Source organism: Bradyrhizobium barranii subsp. barranii (assembly GCF_017565645.3).
Classification (GTDB): Bacteria; Pseudomonadota; Alphaproteobacteria; order Rhizobiales; family Xanthobacteraceae; genus Bradyrhizobium; species Bradyrhizobium barranii.
Genome location: NZ_CP086136.1, coordinates 7,150,265 through 7,166,861 on the forward strand (window position 1 = coordinate 7,150,265; position 16,597 = coordinate 7,166,861).

Consider the following 16,597-nt stretch of genomic DNA (forward strand, 5'->3'; position numbering starts at 1 on the left):
GAATGGTGAACAGAGAATGTGTGGGATCGCTCACATTGAGTGCCCTTACGTCCTTGCGTCAGGTGCATTTGCGCCGAGGCCGATCACGGCGGCGGCGAGCAGCAGGACGGCCGCCGATATGATTAGCGACTGGTGAAGGCCCATCATGAATGCACTATCCGAGGCCACCAGCGAGCCGAACAGCGCAACGCCGAGCACGCTGCCGGTCTGCCGCGTCGCGTTCAGGACGCCGGCGGCGATGCCGGAGCGGGCCTTGTCGACGCTGCCGAGCAAGGTGGAGGTCAGCGGCGGCACCAGCAGGCCAAGTCCGCCGCTGATCGCGATCATCTGCGCAAAGATCGCCCAGTAGCTGGTCCCGGCTTCGGTCCAGAGCAGTCCGAGACAGCCGAGCGCCGAGATACAGGCGCCGGCCACGATGGTCGGGCACGAGCCGATGCGCTCGGCCAGACGCGGCGCCAGCAGGTTGACGGGCAGCACCGCCCCCATCATCGGCACGAAGGCGAGCCCGGTCCACCAGGCCGACAGCCCGTTGATCCTCTGGAAATACAGGCTCAGCACGAAGATCAGGCCGTAGATCGCGATGTTGACGAGGAGGCCGACGATCGTGGTCAGGGTAAACAGCTGGTGACGGAACAGCGACAGCGGCAGCATCGGCTGCACGGTGCGGCTCTCGCGCCAGACGAAGAGCACCGCGAATGCGGCTGAGGCGACGAATGCTGCGATCACGGCTGGATGGCTCCAGCCGAGCGCGCCAGCTTCGATGATCGCGCCGGCAAGCGTGCCCAACGCAGCGATCGCGGCGAGCTGGCCGGGCAGATCGATCTCTCGCGCGCGCGACCGCGTGGTCTCGCTGGCGTAGCGCCAGCTCAGCCACAAGCCGGCAAGACCGATCGGCAGGTTGACCAGGAAGATCGCGCGCCAGCCGACCAGCGTGATCAGTGCGCCGCCGACGAAGGGACCGGCAGTGAGCGCCAGGCTGGCGCCGGCGGCCCAGACCGCCACGGCGCGGCCACGCGCGCGGTCGTCCGCATAGGCATGATTGAGCAGCGCCAGGGAATTCGGCACCAGGATCGCCGCCGCCAGCCCCTGGACCAGCCGCGCTGCAATCAGCACGGCCGCATTGGGCGACACTGCGCAGGCGAGCGAGGCCGCGGTGAAGATGGCGAACCCCGCCATGAAGATGCGCTTGGCGCCGATGCGGTCGCCGAGCGCACCGGCGGTCAGAATGAAGGCGGCAAAGGCGATGGTGTAGGCGCTGACCACCCATTGCAGCTCGGCGACGCCGCCGCCGAGCGATTTGCCCATCGCATCCAGCGCGGTGTTGACGATGGTGACGTCGAGCTGGACCACGCCATAGCCGAGGCTCATCGCGGCAAGCGTGAGGGAGGTCGCAAGGCGCGAGCCGGCACGCTGCGCGCCGGCTCCGTCGTCGAGGGGTTCATATTTGATGGTGCTGGCTCGCATGCTGCCGCCTCGGTTGCAGCCCCATGCGAAACATACGCTACCAGCCCGCCGTCATGTTTCGACAATGACCGAATGATAGATGCGTCATACGCGAACGCCGCGCGGGATGACCGCGCGACGCCGGCAACGCCCGGCCCTAGCTCGCCGCGCGCAGGTTGACCTTGCTCTCAGCGAGCGTGGTCAGCTTCCTGTCGATCGCCTTCTCTTCTTCCAGCGTCTTGGCGAGCACGGTGGCGCAGTCGTTGCGGCCGAGCTGCTTGGCCCAGGCGATCAGGCTGCCGTAGCGGACGATCTCGTAATGCTCCGCGGCCTGGGCCGCATTGATCAGGGCGGCGTCCAGCACCGCCTTGTCGGCGACTTCACCGGCGGTCTCGTCGGCTTCCTCGATGATGCCGTCGATCGCCGGGCAGTCGACCGCCTTTACCTGCGCGCCGTGCATCTTGAAAACTTCCTCGAGCCGCTTGACGTGCTGCCTGGTTTCTTCGAGGTGCGTCAAAAAGCCCTGCTTCAGCTGCGGATCGGTAGCCTTATCTGCCATTTTCGGCAGCGCCTTGGTGAGCTGCTGCTCGGCATAATAGATGTCCTGAAGCTGGTGCACGAACAGGTCGTTCATGGTCTTGATGTCTTTTGTGAACACTCCCATCGTTCCGATCCTCTCGGTTTCGGGAACACGGAGGCGTCGGCTCGCACGAAAAGCCGATGATTCCGCCATGTTCGATTGCTGATGGAGCGCTAACCGGCGCACGGTACCGACGGTCCAAAAAAGCTCGCATCGCTTGCGTTGGAACAATGCCGACTGCGGGCGGACACGAAATCATGTCAAGATGCGGACGCGCGTTCCAGGCAGGTGCCCCGACTCATATGCTTAACGCGCGCCCGATATGAACCACATATGACAAAAGCGGCGGTCCACGCAGAACCTATCGGTCGAACGCAGAACCTATCGTTGTCAAGGGCTGCACAAGTCGCTGTTTTTGCCTTAAATGAGCTACATCATGCCTAGCGGTCGAAGCCCATTTCGGGCAGTGATCGCACCCGACCGGCCAATGTCTGGCCGATCGGTCTTGCCCCCCGCCGGGAGGATGAATGCACGGACTGCTGCCCGCGCTGAAGCGCGGCTTCAAGAGATGGATCGGCTGGCGACGGCTCGGTGTTGCTGCGAGCGTCTTCATCATCGCCTTCGCGATCACCACGCTTGCGCGCACTCTCAAGGACATCGATACCGGCGTCATCCTGACCGCGTTGACCGAGATTCCCCGCGGGAATATCGGGCTGGCGGCGATCTGCGTCGTCTTCGCGTTCTGTACACTGACCTTCTACGACTATTTTGCACTGCGAACGATCGGCAAGAAGCATGTGCCCTATCGCATCGCAGCACTCTCCAGCTTCACGTCCTATTCGATCGGCCACAACATCGGCGCCACCGTTTTTACCGGCGGCGCGATCCGCTTCCGGATCTATTCGGACTACGGGCTGAACGCGATCGACGTCGCGAAGATCTGCTTTCTGTCAGGCCTGACCTTCTGGCTCGGTAACATCTTCGTGCTCTCGATCGGCATGGTCATCCATCCGGATGCCGCCTCTTCGATGGATCAACTGCCGTCGTCGATCAACCGGCTGATCGGGCTCGGCGGCCTCGCCTCGATCGGCGCCTATCTGGTCTGGCTCTGCATGGGCGAGAAGCGCCGCGAGCTCGGCCAGAAGGGCTGGAAGGTGGTGCTGCCCTCGGCGCCGCTGACGCTGGTCCAGATCCTGATCGGCGTGGTCGATCTCGGCTTCTGCGCGACGGCGATGTACCTGCTGATGCCGGCCAATCCGTCGATCGACTTCATGTCGCTGGCGGTGGTGTTCATCCTGGCGACGCTGATCGGCTTTGCTAGCCACGCGCCCGGCTCGATCGGCGTGTTCGATGTCGCCATGCTGGTCGCGCTGCCCGAATTCGGCCGCGAGCAGCTTCTGGCGACCCTGCTGGTCTTCCGCATCCTCTATTTCGTGATCCCGTTCGGCCTCGCCATCTCCATCATGGGCGCGCGCGAGCTCTGGATGAACGTGGTCGAGCCCTGGCAGGAGCGGCGGCGGCTGGCCGAGGCCTGCGCGCAAGGCAACCTGCCCAAGCAGGTAGCAGCGATGGAACGCGAGCGGTCGTTGCGACAGGCCAGCAAGCGGTAAGGCGGGCGGGCGACCGTCAGACAGAGGTTGCGGGCGGCGCAGCAATGCTCTCTTATTTCCGCCTCAACTTTGCCGTTGAACACGCGGGCCATGATCCCTTTTTCCTTTCGTACCCTTCCCGCAGGCCTCCTGCTGCTTGCCGGGATTCTGACGTCTTTGCCGCTCGAGCGCGCCGCCGCGCAGGACGCCGGTGCGATGCAAATATCCTGGGAGGTGCGCAACCGCTTCCGCCTGTTCCGCGAGGAGCGCGACTTCCAGCTCCATGTCGAGAACGCGCGTAACCGCACCATCCTCGCCGCCGAGCAGTCGCTGGAGCTCCAGAGCGAGGGCCGCGGCTGGGCCCGCAACATGGTCAACCGGCTTTGCATCGACCTCCAGGGCCGGGTCAACCAGCCCTGCACCCGCGACAACGTCAAAGAGAATTACCTCACCCCGACCGATCATCCGGTGACCGTGCGCCTGACCGGCGCAGTGCCGGTTGGCGCCACCTGCGCCTGGTCGTTCGACGACGGCGACGGGCCGCAGACCTCGACTTTCGATTGCGCCGAGCCGATCAACCTGCGCGTCCGCTACGGCAAGCAGACGGTCGCGAGCGTCGACGTCTCCTCCGGCTCCGATCCGACCCAGCGCGTCCAGGCCGAGATCCAGGTCCGCGACATCTTCGTCGCCGGGCTCGGCGACAGCATCGCCTCCGGCGAAGGCAACCCGGACCGGCCGCTGGCGCTGTCGGACGAGGGCTTCTGCTTCCGCTCCTATCTCGGTACCGCCGGTGCGCAATACTACCGGCCGAGCCGTGCCGGCTATAAAGGTGGCCGCGCCTGCGAAGCACCCGACACGCTCGCCAACTGGCAGCATTACAGCGCGCTCTGGTTCAACTCGCCCTGCCACCGCTCGCTCTACAGCTACCAGGTCCGCACGGCTCTCGCGCTCGCGGTGCGCTACACCCACATCGCGGTGACCTTTCTGCCACTCGCCTGCACCGGCGCCAGCATCGGCGACGGTCTGCTGGGCTCGCAGCGCGCCCGCGAATGCCCGCCCGGCAAGACGGGCGTCTGCAACACCAGCGTGAACGCCCAGGTCGCCGAGCTGCGTGAGGCGCTCACCGCGGCGAAAAAGCGCCAGCCGGACCGCACGCTCGATCTCGTGCTGCTCTCGGTCGGCGCCAACGACGTCTATTTCTCCGGCCTCGTCGCCGACGTCATCGTCGACACCGCGACCGAGCGCGCGCTGTTCCGCCGCTCCGGCGTAATGGCGAGCATCGACGATTCCCGCGATGCACTGGCGCGCGAGCTGCCGCAGAATTTCGCCAAGCTGCGCGAGGCGCTGAAGCCGCTCGTCGGCGGCGACCTCTCGCACGTGGTCTATGTCTCCTACGCCAATCCTGCACTCGCCGACGGCGGCGTGCCCTGCCGGGGCGGCCGCGCCGGCTTCGACATCCATCCGTCCTTCAACGCGGATCCGCAGCGCCTCGCCCGCGTCTCGACCTTCGTCGACACCGAATTCCTGCCGCAACTAAAGGGGCTCGCCACCTGCACGCGCGGAGCGCTATGCCGCGATCCCGAAGCCGACCGCATGACCTTCGTGGATTCGCACCAGGCGGCATTCGGCGATCACGGCTTCTGCGCCCATTCCGGCAACGATCCCGAATTCGACCGCACGTGTTTTGCCGAGAACGGCCAGAGCTTCAATCCCGATATCGTGAGCGCGGCGAGCCAGCCGATGCTGTGCGGCCGCGGCGCCTCGGAGTATCGCGCCTACCTGCCGCGCGCGCGCTGGATCCGCGATGCCAATGACAGCTATTTTGCCGCGATGACCTATCCGCAAGGTCTGCCGGCGGCGAGCCAGCCGACCGACATCCACGACGCCACCTGGGGCGTGCTCTCCGCCGTCTACGGCGGCGCCGTGCATCCAAGCGCGGAAGGCCACGCCGCGATGGCGGACGCCGCACTGCCGGCCGCGAGCAGCGTGCTCAGCCTCGATGCCGTGCCGCCCGGCGTGACGCGCGGACTGTTGGCGCCGCTGCTGGGCACGCAGCAGTAGCCAACGCGAAGACATCGTGGCCCGGACAGAGCGCAGCGAAATCCGGGAGCGTGCCGGGCAATGATCACTTCCGCTTCGATTTGCCGAAGTCGAACCTGAACGGATTTCCTTTCGCGATATAGGCATGTGATCCGATCCCGCTGTTGCCCGCGCAATAGCGTGGAGCCGCGTGATCGCCCGGCGGCTCAGGTACTTCCACACACGCGGAGACGGCACAGATGAACTTTGTCGGCTCATCGTTCTCGGTGCGGCAGAGCCCGCCGTTCTCCACCTTCCAGCGATTGATAAAGATGCTTCCGGCACCCTCTGCCGACGGATGCGCGAGGTCTGCGCCTTCAGTCGGCGCGGGAATGGAGATCACGACGATGCGCCCGTCCGGGCTATAATATTCGCCTGCACGACCGTCTGGTTTGCCGTCCCGGCCAAGCAGCACCATCGTGTTTCCGACGATTCTTGAGGTTGCTTCGGCATCGCTCAACCCGGCCGACCGCGGTGTCCTGGCGGAGTCCTGCGTAAGCAGCGACGATGGGAGAGTGTCCGGCTGAAGAAGCTCAGGTTTTGGAACGGGATCGAAACTCGGAAAGATCGTTCCGTTACCTTTGATAAGTTCGTACTTTCCTTTGATCAGATCATGATCAATGAGAGCGGTCACCGTCCCGTCTGTTCCCGGCAAAGTCACAAGACCAACCGCCTCGCCGTCCGCGGCCTTCGTCGGATCGGACCGCCGGGCAAAGGTAAGCTTGAGCTCGTGATCTTGACACTGCTCGTATTGATGGCTCTCACAGAGCCGACCTTCCTTGAGCGACACAACGACGAGTTCGCATCCGCCAGCTTCGCCGTACAGCTTGATATCCTTCCGGGTTACTGCGGACGGATCCCACCCGCGGCAGCGATATTCGAGCCGTTCCGTCATGAAGTAGCGGAAGGTCGGGATTAGCTTGCTATCGCCAACCGATCGCAACGTATTACCGACGAGAACCTTGAACGCGTCTGCGCCGCGAAGGGTTACTGCGTTGTTCGCATCCAATGCGGCCGCACCGAAACCGTCCGTCGCGAACACCATTGCACCCAACAGCAGGGCGATGAGGGCCCGCTGCCACGATTGCGCCGCTGCGCGACGCTTCAAGAGAAACACGACGTGCGTCAGCAATCTTTCCTCCCGTGCCAATACTGGATGCTAAACGCGACTGATCCACAAGTACAGATTGCAGATGTGGACGGCCCCCCGCTTGTCAGGATTATAGCAGACTTCTGGCCAGATCGCTTGCTATCAGATGTCCGGCCTGTTTGCGCGGACAAAGCCCGCTGGCCAAGATGGTGTTCGCTACGCACGCTCCAAGCACATAGGCGACATTCGTGATGCCAGTGTAATCTACGGAAGCTCGCGCGTATCGACCGATCGGTCCACCTTCCATCTACTGCGTCCTGCAAGTTCGTGGGTTATCCGGCGAGCAATCTCGACCGGTACACCGAGTTCAGATCAGATGGGCATGGCGGCTACCGGCCGGTTGTACACGCCACCCGATATCATCAAGCGCCAGGCGATACGGGCGAACTTGTTGGCTAAGGCCACCGCGACCAACTTCGGCGGCTTTCGCTCCAGCAGCGAAGTGAGCCAGGGTGTCGGCTTATGACGGCCCTTTCGAATGTGCCTCAGCAGCGCAGTCGCGCCGACAATCAACGTCGATCGGAGCATTGAATCTCCGGCCTTTGTGATACCGCCATATCGTTGCCGGCCGCCAGTTGAGTGATCCTTGGGTGTCAGTCCGAGCCAAGCCGCGAAGTCGCGGCCTGATCTGAACGTCTCCGGCGGGGGCGTCTTCATGCTTAGCATGGACGACCCAATCGGACCGACGCCGGGAATCGTCGCGATCCGCCTGCTGACATCATCCTCACGATGCCACTTCATCAGCTTGGCTTCGATCTTTGCCAGGCGGGCTTCGACCGCGGCATACTCCTCCGCTTGAAGGCGGAAGAGATCCCGCGCCATTTCCGGTAAGTTGTCATCCTCGAGCACCCGCTTGATAAGAGCCGTGACGTTCTGCCGACCGGCGGGGCCAACGATGCCAAACTCAGCCGCATAACTCCTGAAGGCATTAGAAAGCTGGGACTTCACGCTGACCAGGCGTTCCCGCACGGTCATCAACATGCAGGCCGCTTGCCGTTCTTTTGACTTCACCGGTACAAACCGCATACTCGGCCGGGTGACCGCCTCGCACAGCGCCTCGGCATCGGCCGCGTCGTTCTTGCCGCGCTTTACGAAAGCCTTCACATATTGGGGCGGGATCAGCTTCACTTCATGACCAAACGACTGCAGCAGGCGCGCCCAGTGATGCGAACTGCCGCAGGACTCGATGGCGACGAGGACCGGCGGAAGGCGCTCGAAGTAGCGGATCATCTCGGCTCGCCGAAACTGCCGCCGGACAACTACCGCCTCGTTCTCGTCAACACCGTGAAGCTGGAAGACCGACTTGGAAGTATCCATACCGATACGAATGGGAAGATTCATCAGACTTTCCTCTCATCTAGCTATGACGCCGGAGCGCCATAGAACCGTGGGGATGAGAGGCCGTCCACACCAGCACCTTATTGTCTTGCTTCCTGGGAGACTTGCCCGCCTTGGCGAGATTGGAGTTCGCCCTCTCCGCGTTCGCTGCCGTCGCCCGCAAAGGCGGGCGATCCAGTACTCCGTGACAGCGGTGATTGAATCGAGAGGCTGCGGCGTACTGGTTTCCCCGCTTTCGCAGGGAATGAGAGTGGTGTGCGGAGCACGACCTCGCACATCACCATCGCACATTCTCGTCACCTCACGATCGTTCCCCGCACCTGCCGTTCCATCGATCCAAAAACGGCATCGATCGATACTCCCTTGAACTTGGACACTTTGCCGCGCGCGCCTCTAGGAGTCGCAGTGAGGAAACATTTCGAGTTCTAAGGAGGCGCGTGATGAGCGCAGTGGTGTCGTCCGCAGCGGACGTGAGGAGGTCTCGCGTCAGGCTGTTCATCGTGACCATGTTGTTCCTGGTCACGACCGTGAACTATGCCGACCGCGCCACGCTGTCGATCGCGGGCCCCGCGCTCTCGAAGGAGCTTCATCTCGATCCCGTCGCCATGGGCTGGATCTTCTCGGCCTTCGGCTGGTCCTATGTCGCGGCGCAGGTGCCGGGCGGCTGGCTGCTCGACCGCTACGGCTCGCGCCTCGTCTATGCCTTCAGCATCATCGTCTGGTCGCTGTTCACGATGATGCAGGGCTGGGTCGGCTTCCTCAGCGCCGGCGCTGCCATCACCGTGTTGTTCGCGCTTCGCCTGCTTGTCGGCGTCGCGGAAGCGCCCTCGTTCCCCGCCAACGCCCGCATCGTCGCCGCCTGGTTTCCCGGCAATGAGCGCGGCACCGCATCGGCCTTCTTCAATTCGGGACAGTATTTCGCCACCGTGATCTTCGCGCCGCTGATGGGCTGGATCGCGCATGATTACGGCTGGCGCTTCGTGTTCTTCGTGATGGGTGGGCTCGGCGTCATCATGGGCCTGGTCTGGATCAAGACCGTCTACGGCCCGAAGGAGCATCCCGGCATCAACGAGGCCGAGTTCGATTACATCAAGGAAGGCGGCGCGCTGGTCGATCTCGATGCGCCCAAAAACGATCTGGTGCAGGAGCGTGCGCCCGAGTCCGGCTCCGGCTGGGATCACATCCGCCAGTTGCTCTCCAACCGCATGATGCTCGGCGTCTATCTCGGCCAGTATTGCATCAATACGTTGACCTATTTCTTCCTGACCTGGTTCCCGGTCTACCTCGTCAAGGAGCGCGGCCTGTCGATCCTGCAAGCTGGCTTCGTCGCGACGCTGCCCGCGCTGTGCGGCTTCATCGGCGGCGTGCTCGGCGGCGTCATCTCCGACGCCATTCTGCGCAAGACCGGCTCACTCACGATGGCGCGCAAGATCCCGATCGTCGGCGGCATGCTGCTGTCGATGTCGATCATCGCCTGCAACTATGTCGACGGACAGGCGCTTGTGGTCGGCTTCATGGCGCTCGCCTTCTTCGGCAAGGGCATCGGTGCGCTCGGCTGGGCGGTCGTCTCCGACACCTCGCCCAAGGAAGCCGGCGGCGTCTCCGGCGGCCTGTTCAACACCTTCGGCAACCTCTCCTCGATCAGCCCCCCGATCGTTATCGGCTACATCCTGGCCGCGACCGGCTCATTCAACGGCGCACTGCTGTTCGTCGGCGCCAATGCGCTGGTGGCCGCGTTCGCCTATCTCGTGGTGGTCGGCAAGATCGAGCGGGTGGTGCTCAAACGTTCCTCCTGAGGGCTCCCACGGGAGCTTGACCAGGCAACTCAACGGCGGCTCCTCAGCCGCCGTCTTTGTTTTGGGGATGATCGATGCTAGAAGTGCCGGGGAAACGCCTTATCCATCTAAGGCATGTATCGATGTTCGACCTCAACCAGCTCCGCTGTTTCGTCACGGTGGCCGAAGAACTGCATTTCGGCCGCGCCGCCGCGCGGCTGAACATGACCCAGCCGCCGCTGTCACGGCAGATCCAGGTGCTCGAGCACATCATCGACGCGCCCTTGCTCGAACGCACCAGCCGCTCGGTGCGCCTGACCCCGGCTGGGCGCAGCTTCCTGCCGGAGGCGCGGCGCATCCTGAAGCTCGCCGAAAGCGCCTCGCAGGTCGCCCGCCGCATTGCGCTCGGCAAAACCGGCTCGCTGAAAATCGGCTTCACGGCGGCTGCCGCCTACGGCTTCCTCCCGGAGCTCGTCGCCGCCTGCCGCGCCAAGCTGCCCGAGGTCGATTTCTCGCTGAAGGAGATGGTGTCCGGTGATCAGTTCGAGGCGCTCAGCTCCGGCCAGATCGACGCCGGGCTGTTGCGGCCGCCGATAGCGCGCCCCGAAGTGGCCAGCCGCCGCGTCGTCGCCGAGCCCCTGCTCGCCGCGATCCCGAAGAAGCATCCGCTGGCGAGCGCCGAGACCATCACCATCAAGGACTTCGACAACCAGCCCTTCGTGATGTACTCGCCCTATGAGAGCCGATATTTCCACGATCTGCTGGTGGCGCTGTTCACCCGCGCCGACGTGCTGCCGCGCTATGTGCAGCATCTGAGCCAGATCCATTCGATCCTCGCCATGGTCCGCGCCGGCCTCGGCCTTGCCATCGTGCCGGCCGCGGCTGCGAGCCTGAAGATCTCCGACGTGCGGCTGCGGCCGCTGAAGCTGCGCACCCGCGTCCCCGTCGAGCTGTTCATGGTCTGGCGCCGCGACGACGAGAATCCGCTGCTCTCCGCGCTGGTCAAAATCGCCGGCGAATTGTCCTCCGCGGAGGTGGCGGACGATTGATGCTCAATCCGCATCGGTCGATATAGGCTTTGGCTTGGACGCGCATCGAACGGTCTCCTAAACAACGGCGCATGGACGCGCAGGCTTCGGCCCGCGTCCTCCACAACACGCAAATGCAAATTAAGGGAGCAGCGCCCATGAGCAAGATGACCCCGCAGGAAATGGCCCAGAAGATCGGATCGGGCCTCCTGTCCTTCCCCGTCACGCCCTTCAAGGCGGACTATTCGTTCGATGAGGCGACCTACCGCGCCAACATGGACTGGCTGTGCGGCTATGACGTCGCCGGCCTGTTCGCCGCCGGCGGCACCGGCGAGTTCTTCTCGCTGACGCCGACCGAGGTTCCGCAGGTGGTCAAGATCGCCGTCGACGAGACCAAGGGCCGCGTGCCCGTGCTCGCCGGCACCGGCTACGGCACCGCCACCGCGCGCGAGATCGCGATCGGAGCGGAAAAGGCCGGCGCCGACGGCCTGTTGCTGCTGCCGCCCTATCTGACCCATTCCGAGCAGGACGGCCTTGCCGCCCACGTGGAAGCGGTGTGCGCCGCCGTGAAGATCGGCGTCATCGTCTACAACCGCGACAACGCCATCCTGCAGCCCGATACGCTGGCGCGCCTCGCCGAGCGGTGCCCGAACCTCGTCGGCTACAAGGACGGCATCGGCGACATCGAGCTGATGACCCGCGTCTACACCAAGCTCGGCGACCGCCTCACCTATATCGGCGGCCTGCCGACCGCGGAAACCTTCGCACTGCCCTATCTCGACATGGGCGTGACGACCTATTCCTCGGCCGTGTTCAACTTCGTTCCGGAATTCGCCACCAACTTCTACGCCGCGGTGCGCAAGCGCGACCATGAGACGATCCATGCCGGCCTGAAGAACTTCATCCTGCCGCTGATCGCGATCCGCAACCGCAAGAAGGGCTATGCGGTCTCGATCATCAAGGCCGGCATGAAGGTGATCGGCCGCGATTCCGGCCCGGTCCGCCCGCCGCTGACCGATCTCACCGAGCAGGAGGTTGCGGAGCTGACCGCGCTGGTGAAGAATCTCCCCGCCATCCGATCGTCACAACAAGCTGCAGAATAACAGACAACAACAGGGAGGAGCGTGCGATGGCCCAGACTGAGGTCTCCGGCGCACCGGTCGTCACATCGATGCAGGTGATCCCGGTCGCGGGCCGCGACAGCATGCTCCTCAACCTGAGCGGCGCACACGCGCCGTTCTTCACCCGCAACATCGTCATCCTCACTGACAATTCCGGACACACCGGCGTCGGCGAGGTGCCGGGCGGGCAAAAGATCTGGCAGACGCTCCAGGATGCCCGCGATCTCGTGATCGGCAAGACCGTCGGCGCGATGAACAACATTCTCGCCGATGTCCGCACGGCCTTTGCAGACCGCGACGCGGGCGGCCGCGGCAAGCAGACGTTCGACCTGCGCGTGATGATCCATGCGGTGACGGCGATCGAGTCCGCGCTGCTCGACCTGCTCGGCCAGCACCTCAACCTGCCCGTCGCGGCGCTGCTCGGCGAAGGTCAGCAGCGCAAGAGCGTCGAGACGCTCGGCTATCTCTTCTTCGTCGGCGAGCGGCGCAAGAGCAAGCTTGACTACGTCAGCGGCGAGACCGGCAAGCCCGAATGGTTCAACCTGCGCCACCACGAGGCGATGACGCCGGAGACCGTGGTGCGGCTCGCGGAAGCCACCCACGACCATTATGGCTTCGCCGACTTCAAGCTCAAGGGCGGCGTGCTCCGCGGCGAGCAGGAGATCGAGGCCGTCACCGCCATCGCAAAACGCTTCCCCGACGCACGCGTCACGCTCGACCCCAACGGCGCATGGTCGCTCGACGAGGCGATCAGCCTCTGCAAGGACATGCACGGCATTCTTGCCTATGCCGAGGATCCCTGCGGCGCCGAAGCCGGCTTCTCGGGTCGCGAGATCATGGCCGAGTTCCGCCGTGCCACGGGCCTGCCGACCGCGACCAACATGATCGCGACCGACTGGCGCCAGCTCTCGCATGCGCTGCGCCTGGGCGCGGTGGACATTCCGCTGGCCGATCCCCACTTCTGGACCATGCAGGGCTCGGTGCGCGTCGCCCAGACCTGCCGCGACAACGGCCTGACCTGGGGCTCGCACTCCAACAATCACTTTGACATTTCGCTCGCGATGTTCACCCATGTCGGCGCCGCCGCGCCCGGCAAGGTCACCGCGATCGACACCCACTGGATCTGGCAGGACGGCCAGGCGCTGACCAAGGAGCCGCTCCAGATCGAGGGCGGCAAGATCGCCGTGCCCGAGCGGCCGGGCCTCGGCATCGAAATCGACCGCCCGGCCATCGAAACCGCGCATGAGCTTTACAAGAAGCATGGACTCGGCGCCCGCGATGACGCTACTGCCATGCAGGACCTGATCCCCGGCTGGACCTTTGACGACAAGCGTCCCTGCCTCGTGCGTTAAGAAAATCTCGGAGGACTACATGACTGCGATCCTGAAGAACTTCATCGGCGGCGAATGGGTCGACGGCTCCGGCGTCACCAAGAACATCAACCCCTCCAACACCAACGATCTCGTCGGCGAGTACGCCAAGGCCGACAAGGCGCAGACCGAGAAGGCGATCGCGGCAGCCAAGGCCGCCTTCCCCGCCTGGGCGCAGTCGACGCCGCAGGTGCGCTATGACGCGCTGAACAAGATTTCTCTCGAAATCCTCGCCCGCAAGGAAGAGCTCGGCCGCCTGCTCGCCCGCGAGGAAGGCAAGACGCTCCCCGAGGGCATCGGCGAGGTCGCCCGTGCCGGCCAGATCTTTGCATTCTTCGCCGGCGAGGCGCTGCGCCTGATCGGCGAAAAGGGTGCCTCGGTGCGTCCCGGTCTCGACGTCGAGCTCACCCGTGAGCCGGTCGGCGTCATCGGCATGATCACGCCCTGGAATTTCCCGATCGCGATTCCCGCCTGGAAGATCGCGCCCGCGCTCTGCTACGGGAACACCGTGGTGTTCAAGCCGGCTGAGCTGGTGCCGGGCTCGGGACATGCGCTGTCCGAGATCATCACCCGCTCCGGCATTCCGGCCGGCGTGTTCAACCTCGTGGTCGGCTCCGGCTCCGTGGTCGGCCAGACCCTGCTCGACCATCCGGATGTGGCCGCGATCTCCTTCACCGGCTCGGTGCAGACGGGACGCAAGATCGCGCAGGCCTGCGTGCTGTCGAACCCGATGAAGAAGTTCCAGCTCGAGATGGGCGGCAAGAATCCGCTGGTCGTGCTCGACGACGCCGACCTCAAGACCGCCGTCGAGGTCGCCGTCAACGGCGCCTATTTCTCGACCGGCCAGCGCTGCACGGCGTCCTCCCGCCTGATCGTCACCGAAGGCATCCACGATCGTTTCGTTGCGGCGGTGGCCGAGCGCCTGAAGGGCCTGTCGGTGGACGACGCGCTGAAGGCCGGCGTACATATCGGCCCCGTGGTCGACCAGAGCCAGCTCGACCAGGACCTGCGCTACATCAAGATCGGCCAGGACGAAGGCGCAAAGCTTGCCTTCGGCGGCGAGCTGCTCAAGCGCGAGACGCCCGGCCACTACCTGCAGCCGGCGCTGTTCACCGAGGCCAACAACAACATGCGCATCGCGCGTGAGGAAATCTTCGGCCCCGTCGCCGCCGTCATCCGCGCCAAGAACTACGAGGAAGCGCTAGCGATCTCCAACGACACCGAGTTCGGCCTCGCCTCGGGCATCTGCACGAGCAGCCTGAAATACGCCTCGCACTACAAGCGCAACAGCGAGTCCGGCATGGTGATGGTCAATCTGCCGACCGCCGGCGTCGACTATCACGTGCCGTTCGGCGGCCGGAAGGGTTCGAGCTACGGCGCCCGCGAGCAGGGCTCCTATGCGCGCGAGTTCTACACCACGGTGAAGACCGCCTATACCTATCCGGGCTAACCACGGGGAAGATATCGTAGGGTGGGCAAAGCGAAGCGTGCCCACCACTTACCTTCGGTGTGAAGCATGGTGGGCACGGCGCGTTGCGCCTTTGCCCACCCTACGACTTCAGCTTCTGAGGCAAAGCAGATGGACCAGGACGTCGCAGCGAAAGAGCAGCCCCGCTACATCAAGCTCAACGAGCGCGACAATGTCGCGATCGTGGTCAATGATTTCGGGCTTCCCGCCGGCTCCCGCTTCGCCAGCGGGCTGACGCTGCGCGCCTTCGTGCCGCAGGGGCACAAGACGGCACTGGTCGACATCGCGCAAGATCAGCCGATCATCCGCTACGGCGAGGTGATCGGCCACGCGTTGTCGCCGATCCTGGCCGGCGAATGGGTCGATGAAGCGCGCATCCGCATGCCCGAGGCCCCCGCCCTCGACAAGCTGGAAATCTCGACCGCCGTCCCCGCGCCGCTGCCGCCGCTCGAAGGCTTCACCTTCGAAGGCTTTCGCAACACCGACGGCTCGGTCGGCACCAAGAACATCCTCGGCATCTCCTCCTCCGTGCAATGCGTCAAGGGCACGATGGAATACGCCGTGAAGCGCATCCGCGCCGAACTGCTGCCGAAGTACCCGAACGTCGACGACGTCGTGCCGCTGACGCACGCCTATGGCTGCGGCGTCGCCATCAATGCCCCCGATGCGGTCGTTCCGATCCGCACGCTGCAGAACATCGCGCAGAACCCGAATTTCGGCGGCGAGATTTTGGTCATCAGCCTTGGATGCGAAAAGCTCGCGCCCGAGCGGCTGGTGCCGGAAGGCGTCAGCGATGCCATCGTGCGCATGCAGGACGAAGCCTTCGACGGCTTTGGCGCGATCGTCGATGCGATCATGACCCAGGCTGAGGCTCGCCTGAAGATCCTCAACAAGCGCACCCGTGAGACCTGCCCCGCGGCCGATCTCGTCATCGGTCTGCAATGCGGCGGCAGCGACGCGTTTTCCGGTGTCACGGCCAACCCTGCACTCGGCTTCGCCGCCGATCTCCTGGTGCGTGCCGGCGCGACCGTGATGTTCTCGGAAGTGACCGAAGTGCGCGACGCGATCCAGCTCCTCACGCGACGCGCCATCAACGAGGACGTCGGCCGCGCGCTGGTGCGCGAGATGGCCTGGTACGACTCTTATCTCGCCCGCGGCGGCGCCGATCGCAGCGCCAACACCACGCCCGGCAACAAGAAGGGCGGCCTCGCCAACATCGTCGAAAAGTCACTCGGCTCGATCGTCAAGTCCGGCTCGTCTGCCATCACCGGCGTGCTCTCGCCCGGAGAGAAGGCGACGCAGAAGGGCATGTTGTTCGCGGCAACTCCCGCATCCGACTTCATCTGCGGCACGCTCCAGCTCGCCTCCGGCATGACGCTGCAGGTGTTCACCACCGGCCGCGGCACGCCCTATGGCCTGGCGGCTGCGCCCGTCATCAAGGTCGCGACGCGCACCGAGCTCGCGCGCCGCTGGAAGGATTTGATCGACTTCGATGCCGGCGGCATCGCCACCGGCGAGAAGACCATCGAGGAAACCGGCTGGGACCTGTTCCGCCTGATCCTCGACGTCGCCAGTGGCCGCACAAAGCCGTGGTCGGATCGCTGGGGCATCCACAACGACCTCACGCTGTTCAATCCGGCGCCGGTGACCTGAGGC

The 16,597-nt window shown here is 64.5% G+C and carries 12 protein-coding genes; 8 read left to right on the plus strand and 4 right to left on the minus strand.

Features of this window, described 5'->3' with window-relative positions; genetic code table 11:
- Nucleotides 1-45: 45 nt before the first annotated feature.
- On the minus strand, nt 46-1,464 hold the full coding sequence (locus tag J4G43_RS35050) for an MFS transporter (protein WP_208087716.1): 1,419 nt from the start codon (nt 1,462-1,464) through the stop codon (nt 46-48).
- A gap of 136 nt (nt 1,465-1,600) precedes the next feature.
- A complete protein-coding gene (locus J4G43_RS35055; RefSeq protein WP_208087717.1) occupies nt 1,601-2,107 on the minus strand; it encodes a YciE/YciF ferroxidase family protein in 507 nt (168 codons plus the stop codon).
- Nucleotides 2,108-2,550: 443 nt separating this feature from the next.
- Here J4G43_RS35055 and J4G43_RS35060 point away from each other — a divergent pair, with 443 nt between their 5' ends.
- Nucleotides 2,551-3,633 carry a lysylphosphatidylglycerol synthase transmembrane domain-containing protein gene (locus J4G43_RS35060; RefSeq protein ID WP_063982249.1) on the plus strand — a complete coding sequence of 361 codons (1,083 nt, stop codon included), beginning with the start codon at nt 2,551-2,553 and terminating at the stop codon, nt 3,631-3,633.
- Between the two features lie 90 nt (nt 3,634-3,723).
- Nucleotides 3,724-5,673, plus strand: coding sequence for an SGNH/GDSL hydrolase family protein (locus tag J4G43_RS35065; protein WP_208087718.1), 1,950 nt, complete (start codon nt 3,724-3,726; stop codon nt 5,671-5,673).
- A gap of 64 nt (nt 5,674-5,737) precedes the next feature.
- Here J4G43_RS35065 and J4G43_RS35070 read toward each other — a convergent pair whose 3' ends face one another.
- Together J4G43_RS35070 and J4G43_RS35075 are read right to left on the minus strand one after the other, a co-directional pair.
- Nucleotides 5,738-6,823, minus strand: a complete 1,086-nt coding sequence (locus J4G43_RS35070; RefSeq protein WP_208087719.1) for a hypothetical protein — start codon at nt 6,821-6,823, stop codon at nt 5,738-5,740.
- A 330-nt stretch (nt 6,824-7,153) separates the two neighbouring features.
- Nucleotides 7,154-8,182, minus strand: coding sequence for an IS110 family RNA-guided transposase (locus tag J4G43_RS35075; RefSeq protein ID WP_208087720.1), 1,029 nt, complete (start codon nt 8,180-8,182; stop codon nt 7,154-7,156).
- A 437-nt stretch (nt 8,183-8,619) separates the two neighbouring features.
- Between J4G43_RS35075 and J4G43_RS35080 the strand changes: the two genes are divergently transcribed.
- The 6 genes from J4G43_RS35080 (at nt 8,620) to garD (ending at nt 16,594) form a co-directional block, all read left to right on the plus strand.
- Nucleotides 8,620-9,975, plus strand: a complete 1,356-nt coding sequence (locus tag J4G43_RS35080) for an MFS transporter (protein WP_208087721.1) — start codon at nt 8,620-8,622, stop codon at nt 9,973-9,975.
- 122 nt (nt 9,976-10,097) lie between these two features.
- Nucleotides 10,098-11,003: a LysR family transcriptional regulator gene (locus tag J4G43_RS35085; protein ID WP_208087722.1), complete on the plus strand. Its 906-nt coding sequence runs from the start codon at nt 10,098-10,100 to the stop codon at nt 11,001-11,003.
- A 137-nt stretch (nt 11,004-11,140) separates the two neighbouring features.
- The gene (gene kdgD, locus J4G43_RS35090; RefSeq protein WP_038952797.1) at nt 11,141-12,085 is read left to right on the plus strand and encodes a 5-dehydro-4-deoxyglucarate dehydratase; all 945 of its coding nucleotides are present in this window, start codon (nt 11,141-11,143) and stop codon (nt 12,083-12,085) included.
- A 26-nt stretch (nt 12,086-12,111) separates the two neighbouring features.
- On the plus strand, nt 12,112-13,455 hold the full coding sequence (gene gudD / locus J4G43_RS35095) for a glucarate dehydratase (RefSeq protein ID WP_208087723.1): 1,344 nt from the start codon (nt 12,112-12,114) through the stop codon (nt 13,453-13,455).
- Between the two features lie 19 nt (nt 13,456-13,474).
- Nucleotides 13,475-14,923 carry an aldehyde dehydrogenase family protein gene (locus J4G43_RS35100; protein WP_208087724.1) on the plus strand — a complete coding sequence of 483 codons (1,449 nt, stop codon included), beginning with the start codon at nt 13,475-13,477 and terminating at the stop codon, nt 14,921-14,923.
- A gap of 129 nt (nt 14,924-15,052) precedes the next feature.
- Entirely contained in the window at nt 15,053-16,594 is a 1,542-nt protein-coding gene (gene garD, locus J4G43_RS35105) for a galactarate dehydratase (protein WP_208070531.1), read from the plus strand.
- Nucleotides 16,595-16,597 lie beyond the last annotated feature (3 nt).